This window comes from Paraburkholderia sprentiae WSM5005 (genome assembly GCF_001865575.2).
In the GTDB taxonomy this organism is placed as follows: domain Bacteria; phylum Pseudomonadota; class Gammaproteobacteria; order Burkholderiales; family Burkholderiaceae; genus Paraburkholderia; species Paraburkholderia sprentiae.
This window is the reverse complement of the sequence record NZ_CP017561.2, coordinates 918,976-930,227: the sequence shown is the minus strand read 5'-3', so window position 1 is coordinate 930,227 and position 11,252 is coordinate 918,976. Positions and strand designations below refer to the sequence as shown.

Here is an 11,252-nt window from a genome sequence, read left to right as displayed (position 1 = left end):
GTGAATCGGCGTGCATCACGACGGCGACACCAGCTTGAAATCGACCGGCGAGCCCAGTTCGAAATGCTGCTTCGGATTCGGATCGAGCAGCCCTGTCTGCGGATCGCGCTTGAACACATAGACCGTGTCGCTCAGCTGATTGCCGACGATCAGCCAGTTGCCGGTCGGATCGATGGTGAACTCGCGCGGTGATTTGCCGAGGCTCGACTGCCGGCCGATCTGCTTCAAATGCCCATTGGCGGGATCGACCGAGAAGATCACGATCTCGTTTGCGTCGCCGCGATTGGACGCATACACGAAGCGGCCGTCCGGCGACAGGTGGATCGCCGCCGCGCCCACCTGCCCCTTGAAGCCAGGCTCGGCGAGAGGCAGCGTCTGCACGAGCTTGAGCTTGCCGTCGTGGTAGTCGAACGTGCTGACGGTGGCCGCGAGTTCGCTCGTCAGATACGCGTGCTTGCCGTCGGCGCCAAAGATCAGATGGCGCGGACCCGTGCCGGCCTTCTGCTGCGTGTAGCCCCAGTCCGTCGCCACGAAGGGGCCCGCGCCGGCGCCGCCCTGCGGCGCGTAGCGGTACGAGTACAGCTTGTCGGCGCCGAGGTCCTGCGCGAACAGATAGTGGCCGTCCGGCGCGAACACGGTCGAATGCACGTGAGAGTTGTCCTGCCGTCCTTTCACCGGACCGCCGCCTTCGTGATGCACGGTCTGCACCGAGGTGCCGACCTGGCCGTTCGCCTGCAGCGGAAACACCGCGAAGCTGCCGCCCGGATCGGGCGCGACCGAATAGTTAGCGGTCAGCAGATACTTGCCGTCCGGCGAGATGCTGAGATAACACGGATCATTGCCATCCGACGACACCTTATTCAGAAACGTCAGCTGCCCGCGCGCGGCATCGAAGCCGAACGCGCTGATGCCGCCACGTTGCGTGGCCGGGCCGTTGTCGCCGGGCAGTTCGTTGACCGAATAGACGAAGCGGCGGTCGCGGCTCACGACCAGAAACGACGGATTGACCGTCTGCGCGACCGACACCTGGGTCGCCGCGCCGGTCTTCGTATCGAAGCGAAAGACGTAGATGCCCTCGCTCTTGCCGCTGGTGTAAGTACCGACCAGCATCGTATAGACGCCGTCCGCGGGGACCGGGCCGGAATCTTGCGCATACGCGGGCGAAGCAACAATCGAAACCATGAGCGCGAAACCTCTTATCATCGAGCGGGCGGCCCGCAATAGCGCTGGCCGCCTCGCGCGCCGCGCGCTGCGATCCGCGCGATGCGGACGGGAAGCCGAAAGACAAACACAGGCAGAAACAGAAGCAAAAAGGGAAGTCGAAACTGGGCGCACGGCAACACGCGCTGCGGCATGGCGACTGCGAAGCATGGGACCTCCTCGACATCGGTTGTCTGGTACAGGCTCACGTACGAGCCGGGGTACAAGCGGGTGTAACGGTGTCTGGTCTGCCGCGCCGCGAATCGAATGTCGTTCCGCGTTGTTGTTGTCGAAGTGAGTATAAGAGCGTTAGGTCCGATCATGCAGTGAACCCGCCGCTGCCGCGCGGTCTGCGCCAGTGGCTTGGGTCCCGCGCGGCGGGGCGTTTTTTCAATCGTTTTCTCAATCGCGCATCGCGCGTCTCAACTACGGAGTCTCCATGAACGTCACGCTCAGCCTGGGCCCGCTCGTTTCGCTGATCGCCGGCATCCTGATCCTGGTCATGCCGCGCCTGTTGAACTACATCGTCGCGCTTTATCTGATCATCATCGGCATCATCGGGATCTTCGGCGTGGGCTCGTCTCACCTGTGAGCGACATGCGAGGCGACACCGGGCGCGCGATTTGCGTCCGGTGTCGGCGTGTTTTGGCCGGAAGGGAACGTTAGCGAGTTGCCGACCGTTCGCACGCGCGAGAGCGCGGCAAATGTCAGGCCGTGACATACGCGAGAGGCGGGCATGGCGCGAGATGGACGCGTGCGGGACGCGCGCGAGTTCAACGCGCCACGTGAATAATCGACGTGACGCGACGCGAACGTACGCATACGCAACGCGAAGGCGCACTACCAAAGAGTGCGGCGAATGCGCGGCGTCGTGACGCGAGTACTCGGCTTGCCAGCTCGCGGCGCTATCGCTCAACCATTCGCCAGTTGATCGAGCCGCAGGCGGCCCTGCAACGATAGCGCGCCGACCGCATAATGGTCGGCATCCTGCTGATAGCGCCGGAAGCAGGCGCGCTCGACCAGGAAGGACGCGGCAGTCAGCATCCCGTTGCGGCTCAGCCCGAGCCGGTCATGATCGAGTGGCAGCATGGAATCGCCGGCAAGCTGGCTAGCGGCGGAGAGAATCGTGATGCAATCGGATTTCGAAGGGTTCAGCATGGCTTTCGTCCTCGGAAACGGCGTCTGCATACGCCATGAGCAAGGCCGATTCGCAGTCCGGCCTGTCGCCGGACATCGGCATGAAATCCGATTGTATGCATGGTTTAACAATTTACCAATCCGTGTTTTGCCGCACTATGCGGTGAACCAAACAATGCTGATCGTAGTCCGGTAATAACACCCCTCGAAGCGCGGCTGCTGTCGCCGTCCGTCATAACGACTCGTTTTTCCGACACGTTGTCCATGCCTGCACACATCGAAGACTATGCACTGATCGGCGACGGCCATACCGCCGCGCTCGTCTCCCGCGAGGGTTCCGTCGACTGGCTCTGCTGGCCGCGCTTCGACTCGGGCGCCTGCTTCGCGGCGCTGCTCGGCACGCCCGACAATGGCCGTTGGCTGATCGCCCCCGCCACCCAGGGCGAGGACGGCGCGCCCACCATCACGCGGCGCTACCGCGGCGAAACGCTGATTCTCGAAACCGACTACGAAACGCCCGACGGCGCCGTCACGCTGATCGACTTCATGCCGCCCGGCAACGGCTCCTCGGAGTTGATCCGTATCGTCGTCGGCAAGCGCGGCACCGTGCGAATGAAGATGGAACTCGTGCTGCGCTTCGACTACGGCTTCTCGATTCCGTGGGTCGACAAGCTCAAGCACGACAGCGGCATCAAGGCGATCGTCGGCCCCGACAACGCGGTGCTGCGCACGCCGGTCGAACTCCGCGGCGAAGACATGAAGACCGTCGCCGAATTCACCGTGACCGAAGGCGAGCGCGTGCCGTTCTCGCTCGCGTACGCGGCGTCGCACCTGCGTATTCCGCCCGCACGCGATCCGCACACGTCGCTCGCGCGCACCGAGAATCACTGGCTCGAATGGGCGGCCCGTGGCACCGTCGAGGGACGCTGGGCCGGACCGATTCGCCGCTCGCTGATTACGCTTCGCGCGCTCGCCTACGAGCCGACCGGCGGCATCGTCGCGGCGCCCACCACGTCGCTGCCCGAGCGGCTCGGCGGCACGCGCAACTGGGACTATCGCTACTGCTGGCTGCGCGACGCGACCATCACGCTGCTCGCGATGATGCGCGGCGGCTACTACGACGAAGCCCGCGCCTGGCGCAGCTGGCTCGGCCGCGTGATGGCGGGCGCGCCGAACCAGTTGCAGATCATGTACGGCATCGGCGGCGAGCGGCGTCTGCCCGAAATCGAAATCGGGTGGCTGCCCGGCTACGAGGGCGCGAAACCGGTGCGCGTCGGTAATAACGCGGTCGGGCAGCGTCAGCTCGACGTTTACGGCGAGGTGATGAACGCGCTGCATCTGGCGCGCGTCGGCGGCCTGCAGGCGGACGTCACTGCGTGGAGCGTGCAGTGCGCGATGCTCGAGCACCTGAGCACGATCTGGCGGGAACCCGACGAAGGCATCTGGGAGACCCGCGGCGGCCGCGAGCACTTCACGTTCTCGAAGGTGATGGCGTGGGTCGCGTTCGACCGCGCGATCCGCTCGGCCGAAATGTTCAAGCTCGACGGCCCCCTCGACGAATGGCGCGCGACGCGCGACACGATCCACGCCGACGTCTGCGAGAAAGCGTGGAATCCGGCGCTCAACGCGTTCTCGCAGTACTACGGCAGCGACCAGCTCGACGCGAGCACGCTGCTGATGCCGCTGGTCGCCTTCCTGCCGCCGCAGGATCCGCGCATCAAGGGCACGGTCGAGGCGATCGAGCGCGACCTGATGAACGGCGGCTTCGTGCGACGCTACCGCACCACCGAATACGACGACGGCCTGCCGCCCGGGGAAGGCACCTTTCTTGCATGTTCGTTCTGGATGGTGGACAACCTGGCGCTGCAGGGGCGCGTGCCGGAGGCGATCGAGATGTACGAGCGGCTGCTTGCGCTATGCAACGACGTCGGCCTGCTGTCCGAGGAGTACGACCCGGTCGAAAAACGTCTCGTCGGCAATTTTCCGCAGGCGTTTTCGCACGTGGCGCTGGTGCACACGGGCCTTAACCTGATGAAGCACGAGCAGGAGATGGCGCAGGCGACCGGCCATCCGCCGCATAACGGCATCCGCGCGATGGAGCTTGAGGTGCAGGCAAGCCCTGATAGCGGCGAAGCAGCATCGCCACTAGCATGACGCCGTGACAATTTGCGCACCCTAAAAGGCGAGAATTGTTGCGTTGCACAAGTCTGCCTTGTTCTATATCATCAATCCGACTGTCGGCCAACAATAATGTGCCAACAACCAGAATGGCCCGCCGCAACGCCTCACGCGTGTTTGCGAAGCCCAATGCGAACCGCTTAATACGGAGCAAACATGCTCTATCAATTTCATGAATTCCAGCGGGCGATGTTGAGCCCCCTCACCGCCTGGGCTCAGGCCGCATCGAAATCATTTGCGAATCCGGCCAGTCCGCTAGCTTATGTGCCGGGCGCCACGCGCCTTTCCGCCGGCTACGAACTGCTTTACCGGCTCGGAAAGGATTACGAAAAACCCGAGTTCAATATTCACCAGATTGTCAAAGATGGGCATAACATTCCGATCGTCGAGCAGACCTTCATCGAAAAGCCGTTTTGCCGTCTGATGCGCTTCAAGCGTTTCGCCGACGACAGCGAAGCTGTCAACCAATTGAAAGACGAGCCTGTCGTGCTCGTCTGCGCGCCGTTGTCGGGACACCACGCCACGCTGCTGCGCGACACCGTGCGCACGTTGCTGCAAGACCACAAGGTCTACATCACCGACTGGATCGACGCTCGCATGGTGCCGTTCGAAGCGGGCGAGTTCGGTCTGAACGACTACATCGCGTATATCCAGGAATTCATTCGCCATATCGGCGCGAAGAATCTGCACGTGATCTCGGTGTGCCAGCCGACCGTGCCGGTACTGGCCGCCATTTCACTGCTCGCGAGCCGCGGCGAGGATACGCCGCGCACGATGACCATGATGGGCGGGCCGATCGACGCACGAAAGAGCCCGACCTCGGTCAATTCGCTCGCCACGCAGCACTCGTACGAATGGTTTGAGAACAACGTGATTTTCACCGTGCCGCCGAACTATCCCGGCGCGGGCCGCAAGGTCTATCCGGGCTTCCTGCAGCACACCGGTTTCGTCGCGATGAATCCGGAGCGTCACGCGGCGTCGCATTGGGATTTCTACCAAAGCCTGTTGCGAGGCGATGAGGACGACGCCGAAGCGCATCGCCGCTTTTACGACGAGTACAACGCGGTGCTCGACATGGACGCCGATTATTACCTCGACACGATCCGCATCGTGTTCCAGGAATTCCGTCTTGCCGAGGGCACGTGGGTCGTCAACGGTGAGCGGGTGCGGCCGCAAGACATCACGACGACCGCGCTGTTCACGATCGAGGGCGAACTCGACGACATTTCCGGCGACGGCCAGACCTACGCGGCGCATGACCTGTGCAGCGGCATTCCGGCGAAGAACAAGCGTCACTTCACCGCGGAAAAATGCGGTCACTACGGGATTTTCTCGGGCCGCCGCTGGCGCACGATCATTTACCCGCAATTGCGCGACTTCATTCTCGAGCACAACAAGGCAGCAAGAACGACGAAAGAAAAAGTCGAAGCCTGAGCATTAAACTTGCAATAGCATTGATAAAGCCAATGGCCTCCTTCGAGGCCGTTGCTTTTTTGTCGCGCTTCGTTCGTGATACTGATTGTTTACCGCGGCAGTGGTCCGCGCAGTTCCCGCCCGTTACTTTCTCAGCAGATACGCGAGCAGCAGTTCGGTATTCATCTGGATCACCTCGCCGCGTTCGGCGGCGCTGCTGAAGTCGCGGCCGAGCGTCGCTTCGAGCGTGAAACGGTTCGACACGATGTAGTAGCCCATGCCCGAAAGCGTCACATAAAAGCGCAAAGGGTCGACGTTGGTGCGAAACAGCCCCGCGCGTTGCCCCCGTTCGAGAATGCCGCCGAGCGTGGCAACGATCGGCGAGATCATTTCGCGTATGCGCGTCGACTTCTGCATATAGCGTGCTTCATGCAGATTCTCATTGTTGATGAGCCGCAGCAACTCGGGATGGTCACGGTAGTAGTCCCACACGAAATGCGCGAGACGCGTAACGGCCTCGACGGGCGCGATTCCATTGAGTTCGAGCGTGCGTTCCGCTTCGTTGAGCGCGCTGAACGCGTGCTCGAGTACCGCGGTGAATAGTTGCTCCTTGCTACCGAAGTAGTAATAGAGCATACGTTCATTGGTTTCCGCGCGGCGGGCGATCTGATCGACTCGTGCGCCGAACAGTCCTCCATTTGCAAACTCTTCGGCCGCCGCAAGCAGAATGCGGCGCCTCGTGCCTTCAGGATCTCTTTTGATTTTCGGCTGATTCATGGTGGCATCGTCTTCGTGAGCCGCGTTGTCCGGATCGCGCCGCCGGCCTCTCCTCGAGCCTTGCAGTGGGCGGCGTTTAGCGGGCGCGTCGTGGTTGGGAAACACACCCTTTTCTGCGGTCTTTCGAATGAAGCGCTTCGATTATGGCACATGGATTGCGAATGGCAATCCGGGAAATCGGCGATAATGTGCTATTTATTTCAGGCTGTGCGATCGCACGGCAAGCCCCCACGTCGTGACCGTGACAGACGTCAAAACACTCGCGGATCGCATCGAAGATCTGCTGCCCCAAACGCAATGCACGAAGTGCGGTTATCCCGCATGCCGTCCGTATGCCGAAGCCGTCGCTAGCGGCGACGCAAACTATAATCAGTGCCCGCCCGGCGGTACCGAGGGCATCGCGCGCCTCGCCGCGCTGCTCGGCAAACCGGTGATTCCGCTCAATTCCGCCAATGGCGTCGAACGTCCGCGTCCCTTGGCGGTTATCGACGAACAGGTGTGTATCGGCTGCACGCTGTGCATGCAGGCCTGTCCCGTCGACGCGATAGTTGGCGCACCGAAACAGATGCACACCGTGATCGCCGAGCTATGTACCGGCTGCGACCTGTGCGTGCCGCCCTGTCCGGTCGACTGCATCGCGATGCTGCCCGTGACCGGCGAGGCCACTGGCTGGAACGCCTGGAGCCAGAGCCAGGCCGACGCGGCGCGGGCGCGTCATGATCGCCACGAGACGCGTCTCGCGCGCGAGCGCGACGCCGCCGAAGCGCGTGCTGCGGCGCGGCGAGCGGCGAGCGCGAGCGCGCCGGCGGCTGCGCCGGCCGCGGTGCAGGCCAGCGGCACCACAGCGCCGTCCGATCCTTCCGCTTCACCGCTCGCGGGCGACGCCGAAGCGAAGAAACGCGCGATCATCCAGGCCGCGCTCGAACGCGCGCGCAAGAAGAAGGAAGACATGGCCGCGACCGGCCAAGGACCGATGAACACCGAGAACGTCAGCGCCGACGTGCAGGCCCAGATCGACGCCGCCGAAGCGCGCCGCCGCCGTCTCGGCCTCGCCAGCGGCGACGACACGCGCGGCTCCGAGCAGCCGTCCAACGAGTCGAGCCCGCCGTCCGACTCGCCACCGGCCGCGCGCTGATCGCGCCGGCGCGTCCCGCCCCACCCACACAGACCCGCTCCGCATGAACGCGAACAAACGCCGCGCGATCTACGAAACGCTTCAGAGCCTGAATCCGCATCCGACCACCGAGCTCGAATACACGACGCCGTTCGAACTGCTGATCGCGGTACTGCTGTCGGCGCAAGCGACCGACGTCTCGGTCAACAAGGCGATGCGCAAGATGTTCCCGGTCGCGAACACGCCGCAGAAGGTGTTCGACCTCGGCGAGGAAGGTGTCGCGAGCTATATCAAGACGATCGGTCTGTATCGCACGAAGGCGAAGAACGTGATCGCCACCTGCCGCATCCTGCTCGACCAGTACGGCGGCGAGGTGCCCGAGGATCGCGAGGCGCTCGAAGGGCTGCCGGGCGTCGGCCGGAAAACGGCCAACGTGATCCTGAACACGGCGTTCGGCCATCCGACTATTGCGGTCGACACGCACATTTTCCGCGTCGCCAACCGCACCGGCCTCGCGCCCGGCAAGGACGTGCGCGCGGTCGAAGCGGCACTCGAGAAAGTCACGCCCGCCGAATTCAGGCAGGACGCGCACCACTGGCTGATCCTGCATGGACGCTATGTGTGCAAGGCGCGCCGCCCCGAATGCTGGCATTGCGCGATCGAGCCGCTGTGCGAGTTCCGGCCGAAGACCCCGCCACCCGATCTCTAGACGCGCACCCGCTCCAAACCCGAGGTCGTGCGCCCGCCTGCGGTCCGCGCGGCCGCCGCGTAAAATAACGCTTACCCGCAGTGCGCAGCGCTGATATGCAAGTTCGCGCACCATCGGGTTTCACACACGCCCCACGCCACGCACCGGTTCCACGATGTTCAATCCCAGCCGCGACGAAGTTCGTCTCTTTTTCACCGACACCTGGCGCAAACAGCGCCAGGGCGAGATTCTGACGCCGCTCGAGGCGATCGCCGCCGACTGGATCGTCGAGCATCCGGAATATCACGCCGACCTCACCGACGGCCCGGCCGCCCAGGCGCAGGACTATTCGCCGGAGCGCGGGCAGACTAATCCTTTCCTGCACCTGTCGATGCATCTGGCGATCTCCGAGCAGCTGTCGATCGACCAGCCGCCCGGCATTCGCGCCGCGCACGAGCGGCTTGCCGCGCGCCTCGGCTCGACGCACGAGGCGCAGCACGCGATCATGGACTGCCTCGGCGAAACCATCTGGGAAGCGCAGCGCACCGGTACGCCGCCCGACACCGACGCGTACCTTCAGCGCATCGAACGGCGCGCGACCCGCGACTGAAGCCACTGAAGCGGGTGAAAACTCCAGCGCCGCAAGACCCAAGCGCGCCCGGGTACGACGTCCCCAAAGCAAAACACCCCGCCGAAGCGGGGTGTTTTGCTTTTGAAGCTTCGGGGCGAAATCGACGCCCGACGCTTACTTCTTCTGCACGAGGTCGCCGTCCAGCGATTCGACGTAAGCGGCGATGTCCTTCATGTCGCTTGGCGACAGGCTCTGCACCTGCGCCTGCATGATCGCGTTGTTGCGGCCGAAGTGCGGATTGCCGGTACCCATCTGGTACTGACGCAGCGCCCAGAACACGTAGTCAGCATGTTGACCGGCCAGCTTCGGATACTCCGGGCTCACCGGCTTGTTCAGGTTGACACCGTGGCACGCCGCGCAGTTGTGGCTGTCGGCAAGCACCTTGCCTTTGCCCGCGTCGGCCGCGTGGGCGACGTTCGCCGCCGCCAGACCGATTACCGCCGCCGCGCCGACCGCCTTGAATACCGTATGGAGTGCCTGTTGGGGCTTGATCATGAAATCTCCTATCCCGCGAATTGGATGTGCTGTGACCGACGCCGATCACTTGTTGGGATTGTTTTTCGAGGCGGCAGTTTGCGCTGCGTAGTATGCGGCGATGTCGGCAATGTCCTGATCCGACAGCGACGTCGCGATCGCGTGCATGGTGTCGAAATGGCGGTCGCCCTTCTTGTAGGCGTGCAAAGCGTTTTCGAGGTACGCCTGATTCTGCCCGCCGAGCTTCGGCACACGGAAAACCTCTGGATAAGCCGTGCGGTACTCAGGGATGCCGTGGCAGCCGATACACATCGCGACCTTGTCCTGGCCCGCCTTGGCGTTGCCTACGACATCCGCTGCTTGCGCACTGGCCGCGTAGCCCGCGAGCACCGACAGCGCTGCGATCACGACGTGTTTGCCGACGAATTTATTCATAGATGTAACCTGGCTTGAGGGGAATCGGGTGCCCGGAAAGGCAGCGGTCCGCGCCGTTCTTTTTGTAGGGTAGCCACTGTAGGGTAGCCACGCAGGCCAAAAAAATCGGGCTCATTGTACCGCGACGCCGCGCCGAACGTCCACCAGACGCGGGAGCCGCGCAACGCCCGCCGGAACGGACCGCAGGCCATCCCCACGACGGCTTCGCAACGGCACCACAGCAGTCCCGCAGCGGCACCGCCCCAGCATCGCCGCGCGGGCTGACACCCTACGTGACCCGGTTTCAGGCCAACAGGCCTTCTGACTTATACTGGGTTTTTCCCGCACAAGAGCATCTCGCCATGCGTTTCGAAGGCTCATCGCAGTACGTCGCCACCGACGACCTCAAGCTCGCGGTCAACGCCGCGATGACGCTCAGGCGTCCGCTGCTGATCAAGGGCGAACCCGGCACCGGCAAGACCATGCTCGCCGAGGAAGTCGCCGCCGCGCTCGGCATGCCGCTGCTGCAATGGCACATCAAATCGACCACCAAGGCCCAGCAGGGGCTCTACGAATACGACGCGGTGTCGCGTTTGCGCGATTCGCAGCTCGGCGACGAGCGCGTGAAGGACATCCGCAATTACATCGTCAAAGGCGTGCTGTGGGAGGCATTCGAATCGGACGAGCAGAGCGTGCTGCTGATCGACGAGATCGACAAAGCCGACATCGAATTCCCGAACGACCTGCTGCGCGAACTCGACCGCATGGAGTTCTACGTGTACGAGACGCGCGAACTGGTGCGCGCGAAGCATCGCCCGCTCGTGATCATCACGTCGAACAACGAAAAGGAGTTGCCCGACGCGTTCCTGCGGCGCTGCTTCTTCCACTACATCAAGTTTCCGGATGCGGCGACGATGCAGCAGATCGTCGACGTGCACTACCCCGGCATCAAGAAGGATCTGCTCGCCGCGGCGCTGCAGAGCTTCTTCGAACTGCGCAACGTCGCGGGACTGAAGAAGAAGCCGTCCACCTCCGAACTGCTCGACTGGCTCAAGCTGCTGCTCGCCGAAGACATCCCGCCCGAAGCACTGCGCTCGTCCGATCACAGGCAGATCGTGCCGCCGCTGCGCGGCGCGCTGCTGAAGAACGAACAGGACGTGAGCCTGTTCGAGCGGCTGCTGTTCATGAACCGCAACAACCGTTGAGCGGGCGCCGTGCCGCAGGAC

12 protein-coding genes are annotated in these 11,252 nt (G+C 63.4%); 7 read left to right on the top strand and 5 right to left on the bottom strand.

The genetic code is table 11. From position 1 onward, the window contains the following. Window positions 1-15: 15 nt before the first annotated feature. Window positions 16-1,371 (bottom strand): beta-propeller fold lactonase family protein, encoded by a 1,356-nt coding sequence (locus BJG93_RS04355; RefSeq protein ID WP_027197120.1) that lies wholly within the window; start codon window positions 1,369-1,371, stop codon window positions 16-18. 268 nt (window positions 1,372-1,639) lie between these two features. Between BJG93_RS04355 and BJG93_RS04350 the strand changes: the two genes are divergently transcribed. Continuing rightward, complete coding sequence (locus BJG93_RS04350) at window positions 1,640-1,792, top strand: DUF3096 domain-containing protein (protein WP_082194614.1); 153 nt, start codon at window positions 1,640-1,642, stop codon at window positions 1,790-1,792. A gap of 320 nt (window positions 1,793-2,112) precedes the next feature. Here the strand turns inward: BJG93_RS04350 and BJG93_RS04345 are convergent, their stop codons facing one another. Continuing rightward, the gene (locus tag BJG93_RS04345) at window positions 2,113-2,358 is read right to left on the bottom strand and encodes a hypothetical protein (RefSeq protein ID WP_027197119.1); all 246 of its coding nucleotides are present in this window, start codon (window positions 2,356-2,358) and stop codon (window positions 2,113-2,115) included. Between the two features lie 243 nt (window positions 2,359-2,601). On the opposite strand from BJG93_RS04345, the gene BJG93_RS04340 reads away from it, so the two are divergent. Both BJG93_RS04340 and BJG93_RS04335 read left to right on the top strand, forming a co-directional pair. Next, window positions 2,602-4,491: a glycoside hydrolase family 15 protein gene (locus BJG93_RS04340; RefSeq protein ID WP_027197118.1), complete on the top strand. Its 1,890-nt coding sequence runs from the start codon at window positions 2,602-2,604 to the stop codon at window positions 4,489-4,491. 180 nt (window positions 4,492-4,671) lie between these two features. Then, window positions 4,672-5,949 (top strand): polyhydroxyalkanoate depolymerase, encoded by a 1,278-nt coding sequence (locus tag BJG93_RS04335; protein ID WP_027197117.1) that lies wholly within the window; start codon window positions 4,672-4,674, stop codon window positions 5,947-5,949. Between the two features lie 123 nt (window positions 5,950-6,072). Here BJG93_RS04335 and BJG93_RS04330 read toward each other — a convergent pair whose 3' ends face one another. Continuing rightward, window positions 6,073-6,705, bottom strand: a complete 633-nt coding sequence (locus tag BJG93_RS04330; RefSeq protein WP_027197116.1) for a TetR/AcrR family transcriptional regulator — start codon at window positions 6,703-6,705, stop codon at window positions 6,073-6,075. A 235-nt stretch (window positions 6,706-6,940) separates the two neighbouring features. Between BJG93_RS04330 and rsxB the strand changes: the two genes are divergently transcribed. The 3 genes from rsxB (at window position 6,941) to BJG93_RS04315 (ending at window position 9,117) form a co-directional block, all read left to right on the top strand. Next, on the top strand, window positions 6,941-7,840 hold the full coding sequence (gene rsxB / locus BJG93_RS04325) for an electron transport complex subunit RsxB (protein ID WP_174566106.1): 900 nt from the start codon (window positions 6,941-6,943) through the stop codon (window positions 7,838-7,840). Between the two features lie 43 nt (window positions 7,841-7,883). Then, window positions 7,884-8,528 carry an endonuclease III gene (nth, locus tag BJG93_RS04320; RefSeq protein ID WP_027197114.1) on the top strand — a complete coding sequence of 215 codons (645 nt, stop codon included), beginning with the start codon at window positions 7,884-7,886 and terminating at the stop codon, window positions 8,526-8,528. A gap of 154 nt (window positions 8,529-8,682) precedes the next feature. Further along, the gene (locus BJG93_RS04315; protein ID WP_027197113.1) at window positions 8,683-9,117 is read left to right on the top strand and encodes a DUF1841 family protein; all 435 of its coding nucleotides are present in this window, start codon (window positions 8,683-8,685) and stop codon (window positions 9,115-9,117) included. 135 nt (window positions 9,118-9,252) lie between these two features. On the opposite strand, the gene BJG93_RS04310 is transcribed toward BJG93_RS04315, so the two are convergent. Next, window positions 9,253-9,633 carry a c-type cytochrome gene (locus BJG93_RS04310; protein ID WP_027197112.1) on the bottom strand — a complete coding sequence of 127 codons (381 nt, stop codon included), beginning with the start codon at window positions 9,631-9,633 and terminating at the stop codon, window positions 9,253-9,255. 45 nt (window positions 9,634-9,678) lie between these two features. Next, complete coding sequence (locus BJG93_RS04305; RefSeq protein WP_027197111.1) at window positions 9,679-10,047, bottom strand: c-type cytochrome; 369 nt, start codon at window positions 10,045-10,047, stop codon at window positions 9,679-9,681. A gap of 341 nt (window positions 10,048-10,388) precedes the next feature. On the opposite strand from BJG93_RS04305, the gene BJG93_RS04300 reads away from it, so the two are divergent. Beyond that, window positions 10,389-11,231: an AAA family ATPase gene (locus tag BJG93_RS04300; protein ID WP_027197110.1), complete on the top strand. Its 843-nt coding sequence runs from the start codon at window positions 10,389-10,391 to the stop codon at window positions 11,229-11,231. The last annotated feature ends 21 nt before the right edge of the window (window positions 11,232-11,252 follow it).

What these genes read in the sequence shown, in the direction of transcription:
- BJG93_RS04355 (WP_027197120.1), bottom strand. Translation starts at nt 1,371, where the DNA reads ATGCTTCGCAGTCGCCATGCCGCAGCGCGTGTTGCCGTGCGCCCAGTT.
- BJG93_RS04350 (WP_082194614.1), top strand. Translation starts at nt 1,640, where the DNA reads ATGAACGTCACGCTCAGCCTGGGCCCGCTCGTTTCGCTGATCGCCGGC.
- BJG93_RS04345 (WP_027197119.1), bottom strand. Translation starts at nt 2,358, where the DNA reads ATGCTGAACCCTTCGAAATCCGATTGCATCACGATTCTCTCCGCCGCT.
- BJG93_RS04340 (WP_027197118.1), top strand. Translation starts at nt 2,602, where the DNA reads ATGCCTGCACACATCGAAGACTATGCACTGATCGGCGACGGCCATACC.
- BJG93_RS04335 (WP_027197117.1), top strand. Translation starts at nt 4,672, where the DNA reads ATGCTCTATCAATTTCATGAATTCCAGCGGGCGATGTTGAGCCCCCTC.
- BJG93_RS04330 (WP_027197116.1), bottom strand. Translation starts at nt 6,705, where the DNA reads ATGAATCAGCCGAAAATCAAAAGAGATCCTGAAGGCACGAGGCGCCGC.
- nth (WP_027197114.1), top strand. Translation starts at nt 7,884, where the DNA reads ATGAACGCGAACAAACGCCGCGCGATCTACGAAACGCTTCAGAGCCTG.
- BJG93_RS04315 (WP_027197113.1), top strand. Translation starts at nt 8,683, where the DNA reads ATGTTCAATCCCAGCCGCGACGAAGTTCGTCTCTTTTTCACCGACACC.
- BJG93_RS04310 (WP_027197112.1), bottom strand. Translation starts at nt 9,633, where the DNA reads ATGATCAAGCCCCAACAGGCACTCCATACGGTATTCAAGGCGGTCGGC.
- BJG93_RS04305 (WP_027197111.1), bottom strand. Translation starts at nt 10,047, where the DNA reads ATGAATAAATTCGTCGGCAAACACGTCGTGATCGCAGCGCTGTCGGTG.
- BJG93_RS04300 (WP_027197110.1), top strand. Translation starts at nt 10,389, where the DNA reads ATGCGTTTCGAAGGCTCATCGCAGTACGTCGCCACCGACGACCTCAAG.